The organism is Micromonospora sp. PTRAS2 (assembly GCF_054052245.1).
Genome location: NZ_JBSWBU010000002.1, coordinates 461,815 through 476,394 on the forward strand (window position 1 = coordinate 461,815; position 14,580 = coordinate 476,394).

Below are 14,580 nucleotides of genomic sequence, written 5' to 3' on the forward strand. Positions count from 1 at the left end.
CGGGCGCATCCACGGGGGCCCTCGACGGCGAAGAGCAGGTGAGACAGGTGCGGACGCACGAGGCGCGAAGGTGGGGCGATGACGGCGGGGGTTACAGTCGGGCATGCTCCACGGAAGGCGAACCGCCCGGTGACAGCGGTGCAACAGGAACCCGAGCCACCACCCCAGGACGACCTCGCCGAGCGGTTCCGCGCGGGCGACGAGGCCGCCCTGCGCCAGGCGTACGACCGGTACGGCCGGGCGGTGCTGCACCTGGCCACCAGCACGCTGGCCAACCGCAGCGACGCGGAGGACGTGACCCAGGCGACCTTCGTCGCGGCCTGGCTGGGGCGGGACACCTTCGATCCGTCCCGGGGGTCGCTGATCGGCTGGCTGCTCGGCATCGGCCGGCGCAAGGTCGTCGACCGGCTGCGCGCCTCCGCGCGGGAGAACCGCGTGGTGGAGACGGTGCGGCAACTGCCCGATCCGGCCCCGACCGGCCCGGACCCGGACACGGTCGTCGACCGGCTGGTGGTTGCCGACGAGCTGGCCCGGCTCCCCGACGACCAGCGCCGGATGCTGGAGTTGGCGTTCTACGACGACCTGACCCACCAGCAGATCGCGACGGTGACCGGCGTGCCGCTGGGGACGGTCAAGAGTCACATCCGGCGAGGTATGGCGAGCCTGAAACGCAGATGGGAGGTGGACGGTGCAGCACCTGGACCACGACCGGCTGGTCTTCCTGGCGCTCGGTGAGAGCGAGGCGGACGACGGTGAGGCCCGCCACCTCGACGCCTGCGCGCACTGCCGGGCCGAGGTGGACGGCCTGCGGCACGTCGCCGGCCTCGGTGCCGGCACCCAGGGGCTGGGCGACCTGCCCGACCCGCCCGAGCACGTGTGGCAGGGGATCGTCGCGGAGGTCGTGGCGGCCGAGGCGCTGCCGTCGCTCGGCGACCGCCGCGCCGCCGGGCCGCCGGAGACCGACGCGCGGCCGGAGAACGGCGCGGCGCGGCCCGGCGGGGCCGGTGGGCGGCGTCGCCGGTTGCCCCGCTGGGCGGTCACGGCGGTGACGGCGGCGGCCGCCGCCGCGGTCGGCGTGGTGGGCACCTTCGCCGTGCTGTCGGGCTCCGCCGACGAGCCCCGGCCGCCGGAGCGCGTGGTGCTGGCCAGCGGGGCCCTGACCGCGTACGGGACGACGCCGCGCGACGCCAACGGGGACGCCCGGGTGTTCACCGACAACCAACTGCACCTGCATGTGGCGAATCTCCCGGCGGTACCGGGGTACTACGAGGTCTGGCTCATCGACCCGGCCACCATGCGGATGTTCTCGGTCGGCGTGCTGAACTCCGGCACGGGGGACGCGCTGCTACCGTTGCCGCCGAACGTCGACCTCCGGACCTACTCGGTGGTGGACGTCTCCGCCGAGCAGTACGACAACAAGCCCGCCCACTCCGGCGACAGCCTGCTGAGGGGCACCCTGACGGGCTGATCGGCGGGCCGGATCAGCTCCCCGGCCCGCCGATCAGCTCCCCGTCGACAGGCAACGGCGGAAGGGGGCCACCCGATCCCGGGTGGCCCCCTTCGGCGTTTCGCCCCGGGTCCCCCGGGGGGTGGCTCACTTGCGCTTGCGGATCTCCTCGGCGGCCTGCGGCACGACCTTGAACAGGTCGCCCACCACACCGAAGTCGGCCAGCTCGAAGATGGGCGCCTCGCCGTCCTTGTTCACCGCGACGATGGTCTTCGAGGTCTGCATGCCGGCCCGGTGCTGGATCGCGCCGGAGATGCCCAACGCCACGTAGAGCTGCGGGGAGACCGTCTTGCCCGTCTGGCCCACCTGGAACTGGTGCGGGTAGAAGCCGGAGTCGACGGCCGCGCGGGACGCGCCGACGGCCCCGCCGAGCAGGTCGGCCAGCTCCTCGACCAGCTTGAAGTTGTCGGCGTTGCCGACGCCTCGGCCGCCGGAGACGACCACGGACGCCTCGGTGAGCTCGGGGCGGGAGCCCTTCTGCTCGGCGACCCGGTCGACGACCTTGGCCAGCTTGTCCGCCTCACCCACGGTCACGGTGAGCTGCTCGACGGCGGGGGTGGCGGGGGCCGGGGCCGGGGTGAGCGAGTTCGGCCGCACGGTGACCAGCGGCAGGCCCTTGGTGACCTTCGACGTGACGATGGTCGAGCCGGCGAACGCGACCTGCGTGGCGGTGCCGTCGGCGGCGAGGGCGACCACGTCGGTCAGGATGCCGTTGTCCAGCTTGACGGCCAACCGGGCGGCGATCTCCTTGCCCTCCTGGGCGGAGGCGAGCAGCACGGCGGCCGGCTGCACCCGCTTGACGAGGTCGGCCAGCACGGTGGCCTTCGGGGCCACCAGGTAGCCGTCGATCTCCTCGCTCTCGGCGGCGTAGATCTTCTCCGCGCCGTACTCGCCCAGCTTCGCGCTCAGCGCCTCGGCCGCGCCGGGGCCGCCGAGCACGACCGCGCTGGGCGTGCCGAGCTCGCGGGCGAGGGTGAGCATCTCAAGGGTGACCTTCTTGACGCCGAACTCGCGGGTGGCTTCGACGACGACGAGAACCTCAGACATGACCTGCACCCCTCACACGAACTTCTCGGTGGCGAGGAACTCGACCAGCTGCGCGCCGCCGGAGCCCTCGTCGGTGACCTTCGCGCCGCCGGAGCGCGGCGGGCGCTTGCTGTGCTCCAGCACGGTGCTGGTCGCGCCGTCGAAGCCCACCTCGGCCGGGGCGACGCCGAGGTCGGCCAGGGACAAAGTGCGCACCGGCTTCTTCTTGGCGGCCATGATGCCCTTGAAGGACGGGTAGCGCGGCTCGTTGATGGTGTCCCACACGGAGACGACGGCCGGGGTCGAGGCGGTGACCACCTCGTAGCCCTCCTCCGTCTGCCGCTCCACGGTCAGGGTGGAGCCGTCGACGGTGAGCTTGCGCGCGCCGGTCAGCGCGGCCACACCCAGGCGCTCGGCGATCATGTGCGGCATGACCTGGACCCGGCCGTCGGTCGACTCGGCGCCGCAGATCACCAGGTCGGCGTTGAGTTGACCGAGGGCGGCGGCGAGCACCTTCGAGGTGGCCACGGCGCAGGACCCGTGCAGGGCGTCGTCGACGACGTGCACGGCGGCGTCCGGCCCCATCGACAGCGCCTTGCGGATCGACTCGGTCGCCCGGTCCGGACCCATGGTCAGGATCGTCACCTCGCCCCCGTGCGCCTCCTTGATCTTCAACGCCTCCTCGATGGCGTACTCGTCCATCTCGTTGATGACGTTGCTCGCCGAACCGCGGTCGACGGTGTTGTCGTCAGGACGCAGGTTGCGGTCCGCGCCCGAATCGGGCACCTGCTTGACGAGTACGACGATGTTCATCGCGCTTCGACGACCCCTCCTGTTGGTGTGGCGATCCCTCGCCAGGTCACGGGCGCAGCCTCCCGCGAAACTTAACGATCGGTCAACCACGGGCTGCTGTGCACTTGCCCACGCGCCAATGTTACCCACAAGTAGCATCGGCTCCCGGGGGCCTCAGGGTGACACAGCTCACCGCGCACCCCGACTCCGGGGCGCACCGGACACGCGCGGACTCAGGCCGGCTCGGCCAGCGCGCCCCGGATCCGGTCGATCACCTCGGCCTCGGCCGGCGTCACCCCCCGGTGCGCCCGCGCCACCCGGTCGGCGGCGGCCAGCACCAGCGACCGGTACGCCGCCACGTCCTCCGGCGACTTCGCGCGCAGGATCTCCACCGCCCGGCCCAGCGCCGGCAGCACCACCGCCTCGACCTCCAGGGCCGAGTCCCGGGGCAGCCTCGGCAGCGGGCCGGTCGTCAGCGCCTCCTTCACCGGGCCGCTCGCCCCCGCCATCGCCCCCGACGCGGCGAAGCTCTCCCGCAGCATCGCGAACATGCCCGGGTCGGCGTTCGACACCAGGAAGACCGCGCCGAACGCGCCCGTCTTCAGGGTGAGTCGTTCCTCGTCCGTCAGCGGCTGGCCCATGGTCACGGAGTGTAGATGCAGGGCGTGGTCGTAGTGACCGGGACGAGACCCAACCGCTGCAGGATCGGCCGACTGTCCTCGGAGGCGTCCACCTGCAGCAGGGTCCGGCCCCGCTGGGCGGCCAGCCGCGCCCGGTAGCCGACCAGCGCCCGGTAGATGCCCCGGCGCCGCCACTGCGCGAGCGTCGAGCCGCCCCACAGCGTCGCGAAGCCGGTGCCCGCCACGTAGCGCACCCAGCCGGCGCTGACCACGGTCTCCCCCGCCTCGGCGACCACCACCGTGATCGACTGCGGGTCGGCGGCGATCTCCTTCTCCAGCCCGTCGGCGAAGTGATCCCGGGACACGCCCCAGACCTCCTCCTCCATGACCATGATCCGGTCCAGGTCGGCGCGGGCGGTGACCTCGCGCAGGCGTACCCCCTCGGGGGTCACCGGGAGCGTGGCCGCCAGCGGCGCGACCGGGCCGATCACGACGGTCTCCCGCTCCTCGGGCACGAAGCCGGCGGCCCGCAGCCGGTCCGGCAGGTCGGCGGGCTCGTCGTGGCCGTGCAGCTTCCACTCCACCGACTCGCCCCGGGCGCGGAAGAACTCCACCTGGCGGACGATCAGCGCGTCCAGCGCCGCCCCGGTCAGGCCACCCAGGTCGCGGTACGTCAGAAAGCCCCCGTGGTCCAGGCCGAGGATGCGCACCAACGGCCCGTCCCGCTCCACCGTCACGCCCTCCGGCAGCGGGTCCGGGGCCCACGCCTTGAGCTGGTTGTCGTACGCCTCGCGCAGCGTCGTCGCATCAAGATCAGTCACCCGTCCAACCTATGCCCTGGACAAAGCGGATAATCGGCTGCGTGTGGGAGACGGTACGGCGGTGGTTCGACCCGCGGGAGCTGCGGTCGGTGGGCAGCACGCCCGACTACCGTTTCTCCCTGGCCAACGAGCGGACGTTCCTGGCCTGGCTGCGCACCGGGCTGGCCCTGGTGGCCGGCGGGCTGGCCGCCGCCCAGTTCCTCCCGCCGCTGCCGCTGGCGCACCTGCGCGAGGCGATCGCCGTCGCGCTGCTGCTGCTCGGCGGCACCGTCGCCGTGCGGGCCGTGGACCACTGGGCCCGCACCGAACGCGCCATCCGGCTCGGCGAGGAACTGCCGGCGTCCCGCTTCCCCGCCGTGCTCGCCCTCGCCGTGGGGCTGGGCGCGGTGCTGCTGGTCATCGCGGTGCTGGCCCGCGCGATCGGCGGCCGGTGACGGTCGGGCCGGGCCCGGCCGGCGACCCGGGGCTGCAACCCGAACGCACCCGCCTGGCCTGGCGGCGCAGCCTGCTCGCGCTCACCGCCGTCACCGTGCTGACCGTCCGGCTGGCGCTCACCGGGGACGCCGCCGGGGCGGTGCTGGCCGGCGCGGCGGTCGCCGGCTGGGCGGCGGCCCTCGCCCTGTGCTGGGGGCGGGCCGTCGGGTCGGGCCCGGTGCGCGCCACCTCCCGCACCATGCCGGCGCTGGCCCTCGCCGCCGCGTGGCAGGCCACGCTGGGCGTGCTGCTGGTCCTGCGCGGACTGGGGTGACGGGCGCGGGTGCGCCATGATGGGGAGATGGCCCGCCTGTACGTCCTGCTCTTCCTGGTCCAGATCGCGCTCGCGGTGCTGGCGCTGATCAGCTGCCTCTCCGCCGAGGAGGGGGCGATCCGCGGGCTGCCCCGGATCGCCTGGGTGCTGATCATCCTGTTCTTCCCGCTGGTCGGCTCGATCGCCTGGTTCCTCGCCGGCCGGCAGCGCCCCGCCGCAGGGCCGGGCGCGCCCCGGTCGGCCCCCGGCGGCCCGCGTCGGCCGCTCGCCCCGGACGACGACCCGGAGTTCCTCGACTCCCTGGCCGAACGCACCCGGCGGCAGGACGCCGAGCTGTTCCGCCGCTGGGAGGAGGACCTCCGCCGGCGCGAGGACGACCTGCGCCACCGCGAGGGCGACCCGCCCCGGGAGGAGAACCGCCCCGAGGTGTGACCGGGCCGCCCCCGCAGGCGTCAGACGCGACGCCGCAGCGCCCGGACCGCCAGCGGCGCGAAGACGGCGGCGAGCGCGACGGCCCAGATCATCGCCTGGATCGCCGGACCGACCACCGGGCCGCCCACCAGCAGGCCGCGCAGGGCGTCGGCCAGGATCGTCACCGGGTTGACCTCGACCCAGTGCTGGAGCCAGCCCGGCATCCGGTCGGTGGGGACGAAGACGTTGCTGGTGAAGGTGAGCGGGAAGATCACCGTGAACCCGAAGATCTGCACCTTGTCGGGCTCGCTGACCAGCACCCCGACCAGCACCGAGATCCACGCCGCGGCCAGCGAGAACGCGAGCAGCAGGGCGAACGCGCCGAGCAGCCCGAGCACCCCGTTGCCGAGCCGGAAGCCGAGGATCGCCCCGACGCCGATCAGCAGCGACACCGACCACGCCTGCTTCACGGTGTCGGCGAGGATCCGCCCGGCCAGCGGGGCCCAGCGGGCGATCGGCAGGGCGCGCAGCCGGTCGAACACCCCCTTGGTGAGGTCGTTGTTGAGCCCGAAGCCGGTGGTCATCGTGGCGAACAGGGCGTTCTGCACGATGATGCCGGGCAGGGCGAACGTGAGGTACTCCCCCGGCGAGCCGGAGATCGCCGTGCCGAAGACGTACGTGAACAGCAGCACGAACATCACCGGCTGGATGCTGAGATCGAGCAGCTCCATCGGGTTGTGCTTGATCTGCACCAGGCTGCGCCAGGCCAGGGTGAGGGTGTGCCGCACCCCGGCGCCCACGCCGAGACGGCGGGCCGGGGCGAGCGGGGCGGTGACGGTGGCGGCGGTCATGCCGGGGTCCTCTCCAGGTCGGCCCCGGACGGGGTGTCGTCGCCGGTCGGCGCGTCGGGCTCGGCACGGTGGCCGGTGAGGTGCAGGAAGACCTCGTCGAGGCTGGCGCCCCGCAGGGCCAGCTCGGCCACGGGGATCTCGGCATCGTCGAGGCGGCGGACCACGGCGGGCAGCACCCCGGGGCCGTTGACCGCGACGGTCACGGTGCTCTGGGCCACCTCGGGACTGGCGGCGGCGGCCTCCCCCGCGATGGCCACCACGGTCGCCAGGTCGGCCGGGTCCGCCGGTCGGATCGCGAGGACCTGGCCGCCGGTCTTGGCCTTCAGCTCCTCCGGGGTGCCCTGGGCGATCACCCGCCCGTGGTCGACCACGGCGATCTCGCTGGCCAGCTGGTCGGCCTCCTCCAGGTACTGCGTGGTCAACAGCACGGTCACCCCGTCGGTGACCAGGCCACGCACGGTGTCCCACAGGTCGTTGCGGCTGCGCGGGTCGAGCCCGGTGGTCGGCTCGTCGAGGAACAGCACCTGCGGGCGGCCGACCAGGCTGGCGGCCAGGTCGAGGCGGCGGCGCATGCCGCCGGAGTAGGTCTTCGCCGCCCGGTCGGCGGCGTCGGCGAGCTGGAACCGGGCGAGCAGCTCCCGGGCCCGGGCCCGGGCGTCGGCCCGGGAGAGGCCGAGCAACCGGCCGATGAGCAGCAGGTTCTCCGTGCCGGTGAGCGCCTCGTCGACCGAGGCGTACTGGCCGGTGAGGCCGATGAGCTGGCGCACCCGGTGGGCGTCGCGGCGCACGTCGTACCCGCCGACGGTGGCGTGGCCCTCGTCGGCGGCGAGCAGAGTGGCGAGCACCCGCACGGTGGTGGTCTTCCCGGCCCCGTTGGGCCCGAGCAACCCGTACACGGTCCCGCTGGGGACCGCGAGGTCGACTCCGGCGAGGGCCGTGGTGGCGCCGAAGCGTCGCACCAGGCCCTCCGCCCGGATCGCGTACGTCATGGAAACTCCCGTCGTCTGTGCATGTGTCACGCCAACTGGCCGACGGCACTGACAAACTGCCGAGCCTCGGCTGACGTTACGACGACAGACGCCGGGAGTCCCCCGAATTAAGCGGTGGCGCTCAGGCCAGGTTCGACGAGCGGGGGTACGCGTCGGCCGGGTCGGTGAGCACGTTGACCAGGTACGGCACGCCCGAGGCGAAGGCCCGCTCCAGGGCCGGGGCGAGGTCGCCGGCCTTCTCCACCGTCTCGCCCGCCCCGCCGAGGGCCTCGACGACCTTGTCGTAGCGCAGGCCGGGCTGGAGGTCGGCGGCGACGTCGTAGCCGTACATGGCGCGCATCGGGTGCTTCTCCAGCCCCCAGATGCCGTTGTTGCCGACCACGATCACGACGGGGAGCTTCTGGCGCACCAGGGACTCCACGTCCATCAGCGAGAAGCCGGCCGCGCCGTCGCCCATCAGCACGCAGACCTGCCGGTCGGGGTGGCTGACCCGGGCCCCCATCGCGTAGCCCATGCCGGTGCCGAGGCAGCCGTACGGGCCCGGGTCGAGCCAGGTGCCGGGCTGCGCGGGCTCCAGGTATTTCCCCGCGTACGAGACGAAGTCGCCGCCGTCGCCGATGGTGATGGCGTCGGGGGCGAGCACCCGGCGCAGCTCGCCGTAGACGCGGGCCGGGCGGATCGGGTCGGTCTCGGCCGCCATCGCCTCGGCGTCGCGGGCTTTCGCGGCGTCCTCGGCCTCGCGCAGCCGCGCGACCCAGTCGTCGTGGTCGGCCCGGTCGCCGGGGTGCTCGGCGAACGCGGTGAGGATCAGCCGCAGGTCACCGGCGGGCGAGGCGGCCGGGGTGACGTGGGTGGCCCGCTGGCTGGGCGCGTCCACCACGTGCACCACCCGGGCGTCGCCGAAGTCGCCGAAGGCGAGCCGGAAGTCCAGCGGGGTGCCGACCACGACGACGACGTCGGCACCGGACAGGGCGACCCGGCGGGCCTTGGCGAAGGCCAGCGGATGCGACGGGGGCAGCGCGCCGCGCCCCATCCCGTTGGTGAACACGGGCACCCGCAGCGCCTCGGCGGCGGCGCGCAGGGCGTCGACGGCGTCCCCGGCGTACACGTCGGAGCCGGCGATGATCACCGGGCGGTGGGCGGCGGCGATCAGCCCGGCGGCCCGGGCCACCTCGTCCGGGTCGGCCTCGATCGGGGCGGGCGCGACCGCCTCGGGCAGCTCGGCGTCGCCGACGGAGAAGATCGCCTCCAGCGGGAAGTCGAGGAAGACCGGGCCCCGGTGCGGGGTGAGCGCGGTGGTCAGCGCCGCGCTGACCGCGCGCGGGATGTCGTCGGCGCCGAACACGGTCTCGGCGTGCTTGGTGACGGGGGCGACCAGCGGCAGGTGGTCCATCTCCTGGAGGCTGCCGGAGCCCCAGCGGAACTGCGGGGCCCGGCCGCCGAGCACCAGCACCGGCGAGGCGTTGAAGAAGGCGCTGGTCAGCCCGGAGACACCGTTGGTGACGCCGGGGCCGGCGGTGAGCACGGCGAGGCCGGGGCGGCGGTTGAGCTTGGCCACCGCCTCGGCCGCGAACACCGCCGACTGCTCGTGCCGCACGTCGTAGAGCGGAAAGCCGGCGGTGTGCGCCGCGTCGTAGAGCGGGAAGACGTGCCCGCCGGAGAGGGTGAACATCTCGCGTACGCCGTGCGCGCGCAGCGCCGCGAGCGCCAACTGTCCGCCGTGACCCTCGACCCGCTCCGTCATCGCCGCTCCCCTCGCCGTGGCCGGAGTCACACGCTACTGGCCGGTAGGCGGAATGTGAACCGGGCTCGGGTCAGCGGCCGGTAAAGTCGGGCTTCCGCTTCTCGACGAAGGCGGCCATGCCCTCGCGCCGGTCGTCGGTGGCGAACAGCGCCGCGAAGAGCTGGGTCTCCCAGGCCAGGCCCGAGGTGAGGTCCATGTCCAGGCCGGCGTCGACCGCCAGCTTCGCCGCCCGCAGCGCCTGCACCGGCCCGTTCAGGTACGGGGTGACCAGCTCGACGGCGGCGGCGTACACGTCGGCGGCCGGCACGACCCGGTCGGCCAGGCCGATCCGCAGCGCCTCCTGGGCGTCCACCATCCGGCCCGACATGATCAGGTCCTTCGCGCGGGCCGGGCCGACGAGCCGGGCCAGCCGCTGGGTGCCGCCCGCGCCGGGGATGACCCCCAGCTTGATCTCCGGCTGGCCGAGCTTCGCGTCCTCGGCCACCACCCGCCAGTCGCATGCGAGGGCCAGCTCGCAGCCGCCGCCGAGGGCGTACCCGGTGATCGCGGCGACCACCGGCTTGGGGATCCGGGCGAACGCGCCGAGCGCGCTGGACAGGTCCGCCGCCCGCTCCGCCATGTCCACGTAGGACATGACGGCCATCTCCTTGATGTCCGCGCCGGCCGCGAAGACCTTCTCGCCGCCGTACACGATGACGGCGCGGACCTCGGGGTCGGCGGTGGCCTCCGCCGCGGCGGCGCGCAACTCCTCCTGGACCTGCTTGTTCAGCGCGTTCATCGGCGGCCGGTCCAACCGGATGGTGCCGATGCCGTCCTTGGTCTCCAGCCGCACGAACTCGCTCACACTTGCCCTCACTTCCTCGTCGAAGTCGCGTGCCAACCTTACGGCCCGGATCGTTGGGGCAGATAGTCTGATGTCCGCCCCGCCCACCGGAGTCCGCCATGGTCACGTACTACGACGACAGGTCGGTGCAGGTCACCTCCACTTCCGTGCGGGTGGACGGCCGGACGTACCCGCTGGCCGAGATCAGCATGGTCTGGCACCTGCGCGGCAGCCGGTCCTGGCGGGTGCTCGCCGGCCGGGGCGCGATCGGCGCGGCGCTCGCCGGCCCGCTGGTCGCCGCCGCGCTGGGGGTGGCGCTCGCGCTGTGGCTGCACCGCTCGCTGACCGTCACGATCGCCATCGTGGGAGCCTCCGTGCTGGTCGGGCTCGCCGTCGGGCCGGTCGCCGACTTCCTCTTCGAGCACCTGGACCGCTCGTACGCCCGGGGCAGCCGCCAGTTGGAGCTGTGGGCCCGCTGGCGGGGCCAGCCGGTGCGGCTGGTGTGCACGGGCGACGCGCTGCGCTTCGGGCAGATCTACCGGGCGGTGCAGCGGGCGGTGGAGGCCGGCCCGGCAGGGCAGGCGGAGCGGTCCGGTCGGACCGGCGGCCGCCCGCCGGGGAACGCCGTCAGGCCGTAGCGCCCGGCGCGGACCCCACCCCGCCCTACCCCGCGCGGTCCCACCCCGGCCCGCGCCGCACCTCCGCCGGCCGGGGGAGGCGGCTCCCGCGCCGCCCCGGGCCCCCAGCAGGGGCTTCAGCCCGACTAGCAAGCTGATGTTGTGGATGGATCAGGCCCCGGGGCGGGCGGTGCTGTGCGGCGTTGTGTGGTGCGGTGCCGTGGGCGCGGTGCGGTGCGGTGCAGGGCGGTGGCGTGCGGGGCGGTGCTGCGTGGGGCGGGTGCTGCGCGGGGCGGGGCTGCGCGGGGCGGGGCTGCGCGGGGCGGTGCTGCGTGGGGCGGTGCTGCGTGGGGCGGGGCTTTGCCGTGCGGTGCTGCGTGGTGCAGTGCGGTGCGGTGTCCGACCGGGGAGGGATGCCGCGCCCGGGGCGGGCGATGTCGTAGATGACTCAGCTCCCTAGGACCCGAACGTCCCTCGCCGGGCTGGGCGAGCGCGCCCGGTGGCGGTTAGGCTTGGTGATGGCCATCTATTACCAGGACGACGCGGTGCAGGTGACCTCCGAGTCGATCCGGGTGGGTGGCCACACCATCGCGCTCGCCGACGTCACGTACGTCTGGCACGCGCGCGGGCGCACCACCCTCGCCGTCCGCGGCCGGGTGATCGGCCGGGGCGTGCTGGTGCTTCTGCTGTCGCTGCCGCCGCTGGTGGCGCTGGTCTGCGTGGTGTCGCTGGCCTGGTCGGCGCAGGACCGGGGCAACTGGACCCTCGCCCTGATCATCCTGGCCGCCTGCGCGGTCGGTGCGCTGGCCCTGGTCCCGTTCCTGGAGCTGCCGCTCGGCTGGCTGGACCGCTCGTACGAGCGCGGCAACCGGGTCAACGAGCTGTGGGTGCAGCACCACGGGCGGGAGGTGATGTTGCTGAGCACGCCGGACGCGCTGCGGTTCGGGCAGATCTACCGCGCCGTGCAGCGGGCCGTGGAGCAGCAGGGCGAAAGGGGCTGACCGGGCGGCACTGGTCCGTCCGACGCACACTGGGAGGCATGGTGATTCCCCTCCCCCGGCCGTCCGCCGTCGTCGGCCTCACCCGCACCGCCCTCGACCAGGCGCTCGGCTCGGCCGCCTCGTTCGCCGCCGTCCCGGCCCGCGCCTTCGCGGTGCTGGACGGGGTGGAGGCGCTGCTGCACCGGATCAACGGGGTGGTGGACCGGATCGAGGGGACGCTGGACCGCACCGACCGGGTGCTCGACGACGCCGAGAGCGCCGTCCGGGAGGTCGCCGTGATCAGCGCCGCCGCGACCACCGCGATCGACACCGCCACCGAGGTCGCCGCCGCCGCGGCCGTGGTCGTCGGCGAGGCCGAGCGGGTCTCCGCCGCCGCCGGCACGGTGGTCGCCGAGGCCGGCGCGGTGGCCCACCGCGCCGCGGGGACCGTGACCGCCGCCGCCGAGGCGGCCGGCACCGCCGCCGAGCTGCTGGCCGCGTACGAGCCGGCGCTACGCCGGGGCGCGCCGATGGCGACCCGGTTCGTCGAGCAGCTCAGCCACGAGGAGGTGACCGCGGCCATCCGCCTCGTCGACGAGCTGCCCAAACTCAAGGAGCACCTGACCGCCGACATCCTGCCGATCCTGGCGACGCTGGACCGGGTGGGCCCCGACCTGCACGACCTGCTCGACGTCACCCGGGACCTGAAGCTCGCCGTGGCCGGCATCCCCGGCCTCGGCATGCTCCGCCGCCGGGGCGAGAAGCTGACCGACGAGTGAGGGCCGTGTCTGCCGGGTGGGGTCAGGCCGGCGGGGCGTAGAGCTGGTCGATCTCGGCCCGGCTGGGCAGGGCCACGGACGCGCCCAGCCGGCGTACGCAGGCTGCGCCGGCCGCCGCCGCCCAGTGCACCGCCGCCCGCAGGTCCCGCCCCTCGCCCCAGGCCACCGCGAGCGCGGCCGTGAACGCGTCCCCGGCGGCGGTCGAGTCGACCACGTCGACCCGCACCGCCGGGACGTGCACTGGCGCGGCGTCGCGCTCGACGTACCAGGCGCCCTCGCCACCGAGGGTCAGCACCGCGCGGGGCACCAGCGTGAGCAGGGCACCCGGGTCGTCGCGCCCGGCACCGGTGAGCGTCCGCGCCTCGTTCTCGTTGACCACCAGCAGGTCCACGGCGTCGAGCAGCTCGGCCGGCACGTGCCGGGCGGGCGCGGCGTTGAGGATCACCCGGGTGCCGGCGGCCCGGGCGGCCAGCGCGGCCTCCGTCACCGTCGCCACCGGGATCTCCAGTTGGGCGACCAGGACGTCCGCGTCGCATACGGCGGTCAGCTCGCCCTCGGTGAGGCCGGTGAACGCGGCGTTCGCCCCGGGGGTGACCAGGATGGCGTTCTCGCCGTCGGCGCTGACCATCACCAGGGCGACGCCGGACGCCCCGTAGACCACCCGGAGGTGGCCCGTGTCGACGCCGGCCGCCGTGATCCGGGCGCGCAGGGTCACCCCGAACGCGTCCGAGCCGATCGCGCCGAGGAAGGCGCAGGACGCCCCGGCCCGCACGGCGGCGACCGCCTGGTTGGCCCCCTTGCCGCCGGGCACCATGACGAAGTCGCTGCCGAGCACCGTCTCGCCGGGGCGGGGCAGGGCCCCGGCGGTGGCCACCAGGTCCATGTTGGCGCTGCCCACGACGGCGACGCGGGTCTGCCGCACGGTTGCCTCCCTTGCTCCGGCCGCTCCGGTTGCGCCCAACTCGCGACTCAGGCGGCGCGGGCCGTCCAGCGGGCGCCGTGCCGCTCGACCGTCAGCGGCAGGCCGAAGGTCTTGGCGAGATTGTCGGCGGTGAGGGTGTCGCCGAGCAGCCCCTGGGCCACCACGGCGCCCTCGCGCAGCAGCAACGCGTGGGTGAACCCGGGCGGGATCTCCTCGACGTGGTGGGTGACCAGGACCAGCGCCGGGGCGTCCGGGTCGTACGCCAGCTCGGCCAGCCGGGCCACCAGGTCCTCGCGCCCGCCCAGGTCGAGCCCGGCGGCGGGCTCGTCGAGCAGCAGCAGCTCGGGGTCGGTCATCAGCGCGCGGGCGATCTGCACGCGCTTGCGCTCCCCCTCGGACAGGGTGCCGAAGGGTCGGTCGGCGAGGTGCCCGACGCCGAGCTGACCGAGCAGGGCGCGGGCCCGCGCCTCGTCGCCGGGGTCGTAGCTCTCCCGCCAGCGCCCGACCACCGACCAGGCGGCGGTGACCACCACGTCGGCGACCCGTTCCTCGGCGGGCACCTGCCCGGCGAGGGCGGCGGTGGACAGACCGATGCGCATCCGCAGCTCGTTGACGTCGGTGCGGCCGATGCGCTCCCCCAGCACGTGGGCGACGCCGGTCGTCGGGTGCAACCGGCCGGCGGCCAGGTTCAGCAGCGTGGTCTTCCCGGCACCGTTCGGGCCCAGCACGACCCAGCGTTCGTCCAGCTCGACCCGCCAGTGCACGTCGTGCAGCAGCGCGGTGCCGGACCGGCGTACGCCGACACCGTCCAGGCTGACCACCAGATCCGCGTCCACGGGGGTGGCGGCGGGGGCGGCGCCCGGGGCGCCGGGGATCAGGTCACCAGTCACCCGCCCATCCAACCACGCACCGCCGCACCGCCCCCCACGGGCAGCGTCCACACCCTAGGG

At 74.5% G+C, this 14,580-nt stretch carries 19 protein-coding genes; 9 read left to right on the plus strand and 10 right to left on the minus strand.

Annotated features, from left to right (window positions below; all coding sequences use genetic code 11):
* Nucleotides 1-78: 78 nt before the first annotated feature.
* Together ACVMYR_RS07940 and ACVMYR_RS07945 are read left to right on the plus strand one after the other, a co-directional pair.
* Nucleotides 79-735: an RNA polymerase sigma factor gene (locus ACVMYR_RS07940; protein ID WP_176734048.1), complete on the plus strand. Its 657-nt coding sequence runs from the start codon at nt 79-81 to the stop codon at nt 733-735.
* Nucleotides 689-1,468 (plus strand): anti-sigma factor, encoded by a 780-nt coding sequence (locus ACVMYR_RS07945; RefSeq protein ID WP_457121448.1) that lies wholly within the window; start codon nt 689-691, stop codon nt 1,466-1,468. The genes ACVMYR_RS07940 and ACVMYR_RS07945 overlap by 47 nt, the downstream gene beginning before the upstream one ends.
* Before the next feature lie 126 nt (nt 1,469-1,594).
* Here ACVMYR_RS07945 and ACVMYR_RS07950 read toward each other — a convergent pair whose 3' ends face one another.
* The 4 genes from ACVMYR_RS07950 to ACVMYR_RS07965 form a co-directional block, all read right to left on the minus strand.
* Complete coding sequence (locus tag ACVMYR_RS07950; protein WP_077936553.1) at nt 1,595-2,554, minus strand: electron transfer flavoprotein subunit alpha/FixB family protein; 960 nt, start codon at nt 2,552-2,554, stop codon at nt 1,595-1,597.
* A 12-nt stretch (nt 2,555-2,566) separates the two neighbouring features.
* Nucleotides 2,567-3,346, minus strand: a complete 780-nt coding sequence (locus ACVMYR_RS07955; protein ID WP_077936545.1) for an electron transfer flavoprotein subunit beta/FixA family protein — start codon at nt 3,344-3,346, stop codon at nt 2,567-2,569.
* A 212-nt stretch (nt 3,347-3,558) separates the two neighbouring features.
* Nucleotides 3,559-3,972, minus strand: coding sequence for a hypothetical protein (locus ACVMYR_RS07960; RefSeq protein WP_457121449.1), 414 nt, complete (start codon nt 3,970-3,972; stop codon nt 3,559-3,561).
* Nucleotides 3,969-4,766, minus strand: a complete 798-nt coding sequence (locus ACVMYR_RS07965; RefSeq protein WP_457121450.1) for a GNAT family N-acetyltransferase — start codon at nt 4,764-4,766, stop codon at nt 3,969-3,971. Before ACVMYR_RS07965 ends, ACVMYR_RS07960 begins: the two co-directional genes overlap by 4 nt.
* A gap of 11 nt (nt 4,767-4,777) precedes the next feature.
* Here ACVMYR_RS07965 and ACVMYR_RS07970 point away from each other — a divergent pair, with 11 nt between their 5' ends.
* The 3 genes from ACVMYR_RS07970 to ACVMYR_RS07980 are packed head-to-tail and all read left to right on the plus strand — an operon-like array spanning nt 4,778 to nt 5,946.
* Nucleotides 4,778-5,200 carry a YidH family protein gene (locus ACVMYR_RS07970; protein WP_255704076.1) on the plus strand — a complete coding sequence of 141 codons (423 nt, stop codon included), beginning with the start codon at nt 4,778-4,780 and terminating at the stop codon, nt 5,198-5,200.
* Nucleotides 5,197-5,514, plus strand: a complete 318-nt coding sequence (locus ACVMYR_RS07975; protein ID WP_077936542.1) for a DUF202 domain-containing protein — start codon at nt 5,197-5,199, stop codon at nt 5,512-5,514. Before ACVMYR_RS07970 ends, ACVMYR_RS07975 begins: the two co-directional genes overlap by 4 nt.
* A 27-nt stretch (nt 5,515-5,541) precedes the next feature.
* Nucleotides 5,542-5,946, plus strand: a complete 405-nt coding sequence (locus ACVMYR_RS07980) for a PLD nuclease N-terminal domain-containing protein (RefSeq protein ID WP_077936541.1) — start codon at nt 5,542-5,544, stop codon at nt 5,944-5,946.
* A 20-nt stretch (nt 5,947-5,966) separates the two neighbouring features.
* Here ACVMYR_RS07980 and ACVMYR_RS07985 read toward each other — a convergent pair whose 3' ends face one another.
* From ACVMYR_RS07985 to ACVMYR_RS08000, 4 genes are all read right to left on the minus strand, one after another.
* Entirely contained in the window at nt 5,967-6,776 is an 810-nt protein-coding gene (locus ACVMYR_RS07985; protein WP_077936540.1) for an ABC transporter permease, read from the minus strand.
* Nucleotides 6,773-7,765 (minus strand): daunorubicin resistance protein DrrA family ABC transporter ATP-binding protein, encoded by a 993-nt coding sequence (locus ACVMYR_RS07990; protein WP_043962226.1) that lies wholly within the window; start codon nt 7,763-7,765, stop codon nt 6,773-6,775. The genes ACVMYR_RS07985 and ACVMYR_RS07990 overlap by 4 nt, the downstream gene beginning before the upstream one ends.
* 121 nt (nt 7,766-7,886) lie before the next feature.
* Nucleotides 7,887-9,509 carry an acetolactate synthase gene (locus ACVMYR_RS07995; RefSeq protein WP_457121451.1) on the minus strand — a complete coding sequence of 541 codons (1,623 nt, stop codon included), beginning with the start codon at nt 9,507-9,509 and terminating at the stop codon, nt 7,887-7,889.
* Between the two features lie 70 nt (nt 9,510-9,579).
* Entirely contained in the window at nt 9,580-10,353 is a 774-nt protein-coding gene (locus tag ACVMYR_RS08000) for an enoyl-CoA hydratase/isomerase family protein (protein ID WP_043962224.1), read from the minus strand.
* Between the two features lie 98 nt (nt 10,354-10,451).
* On the opposite strand from ACVMYR_RS08000, the gene ACVMYR_RS08005 reads away from it, so the two are divergent.
* From ACVMYR_RS08005 to ACVMYR_RS08020, 4 genes are all read left to right on the plus strand, one after another.
* On the plus strand, nt 10,452-10,970 hold the full coding sequence (locus ACVMYR_RS08005; RefSeq protein ID WP_077936537.1) for a DUF6232 family protein: 519 nt from the start codon (nt 10,452-10,454) through the stop codon (nt 10,968-10,970).
* Between the two features lie 145 nt (nt 10,971-11,115).
* Complete coding sequence (locus tag ACVMYR_RS08010; RefSeq protein ID WP_457121452.1) at nt 11,116-11,409, plus strand: pentapeptide repeat-containing protein; 294 nt, start codon at nt 11,116-11,118, stop codon at nt 11,407-11,409.
* A 58-nt stretch (nt 11,410-11,467) separates the two neighbouring features.
* Nucleotides 11,468-11,950 carry a DUF6232 family protein gene (locus ACVMYR_RS08015; protein WP_077936535.1) on the plus strand — a complete coding sequence of 161 codons (483 nt, stop codon included), beginning with the start codon at nt 11,468-11,470 and terminating at the stop codon, nt 11,948-11,950.
* 38 nt (nt 11,951-11,988) lie between these two features.
* The gene (locus ACVMYR_RS08020) at nt 11,989-12,708 is read left to right on the plus strand and encodes a hypothetical protein (protein ID WP_457121453.1); all 720 of its coding nucleotides are present in this window, start codon (nt 11,989-11,991) and stop codon (nt 12,706-12,708) included.
* Between the two features lie 22 nt (nt 12,709-12,730).
* Here ACVMYR_RS08020 and ACVMYR_RS08025 read toward each other — a convergent pair whose 3' ends face one another.
* Both ACVMYR_RS08025 and ACVMYR_RS08030 read right to left on the minus strand, forming a co-directional pair.
* A complete protein-coding gene (locus ACVMYR_RS08025; protein WP_457121454.1) occupies nt 12,731-13,630 on the minus strand; it encodes a ribokinase in 900 nt (299 codons plus the stop codon).
* A gap of 47 nt (nt 13,631-13,677) precedes the next feature.
* Nucleotides 13,678-14,520 carry an ABC transporter ATP-binding protein gene (locus tag ACVMYR_RS08030; RefSeq protein ID WP_077936532.1) on the minus strand — a complete coding sequence of 281 codons (843 nt, stop codon included), beginning with the start codon at nt 14,518-14,520 and terminating at the stop codon, nt 13,678-13,680.
* Nucleotides 14,521-14,580: the final 60 nt, after the last annotated feature.

Excerpts from the sequence above, each read along its gene's own strand:
- ACVMYR_RS07940 (WP_176734048.1), top strand. The coding sequence starts at position 79 with ATGACGGCGGGGGTTACAGTCGGGCATGCTCCACGGAAGGCGAACCGC.
- ACVMYR_RS07970 (WP_255704076.1), top strand. The coding sequence starts at position 4,778 with ATGCCCTGGACAAAGCGGATAATCGGCTGCGTGTGGGAGACGGTACGG.
- ACVMYR_RS07990 (WP_043962226.1), bottom strand. The coding sequence starts at position 7,765 with ATGACGTACGCGATCCGGGCGGAGGGCCTGGTGCGACGCTTCGGCGCC.
- ACVMYR_RS07955 (WP_077936545.1), bottom strand. The coding sequence starts at position 3,346 with ATGAACATCGTCGTACTCGTCAAGCAGGTGCCCGATTCGGGCGCGGAC.
- ACVMYR_RS08005 (WP_077936537.1), top strand. The coding sequence starts at position 10,452 with ATGGTCACGTACTACGACGACAGGTCGGTGCAGGTCACCTCCACTTCC.
- ACVMYR_RS07950 (WP_077936553.1), bottom strand. The coding sequence starts at position 2,554 with ATGTCTGAGGTTCTCGTCGTCGTCGAAGCCACCCGCGAGTTCGGCGTC.
- ACVMYR_RS08010 (WP_457121452.1), top strand. The coding sequence starts at position 11,116 with ATGGATCAGGCCCCGGGGCGGGCGGTGCTGTGCGGCGTTGTGTGGTGC.
- ACVMYR_RS08015 (WP_077936535.1), top strand. The coding sequence starts at position 11,468 with ATGGCCATCTATTACCAGGACGACGCGGTGCAGGTGACCTCCGAGTCG.
- ACVMYR_RS07980 (WP_077936541.1), top strand. The coding sequence starts at position 5,542 with ATGGCCCGCCTGTACGTCCTGCTCTTCCTGGTCCAGATCGCGCTCGCG.
- ACVMYR_RS07995 (WP_457121451.1), bottom strand. The coding sequence starts at position 9,509 with ATGACGGAGCGGGTCGAGGGTCACGGCGGACAGTTGGCGCTCGCGGCG.
- ACVMYR_RS08020 (WP_457121453.1), top strand. The coding sequence starts at position 11,989 with ATGGTGATTCCCCTCCCCCGGCCGTCCGCCGTCGTCGGCCTCACCCGC.
- ACVMYR_RS07985 (WP_077936540.1), bottom strand. The coding sequence starts at position 6,776 with ATGACCGCCGCCACCGTCACCGCCCCGCTCGCCCCGGCCCGCCGTCTC.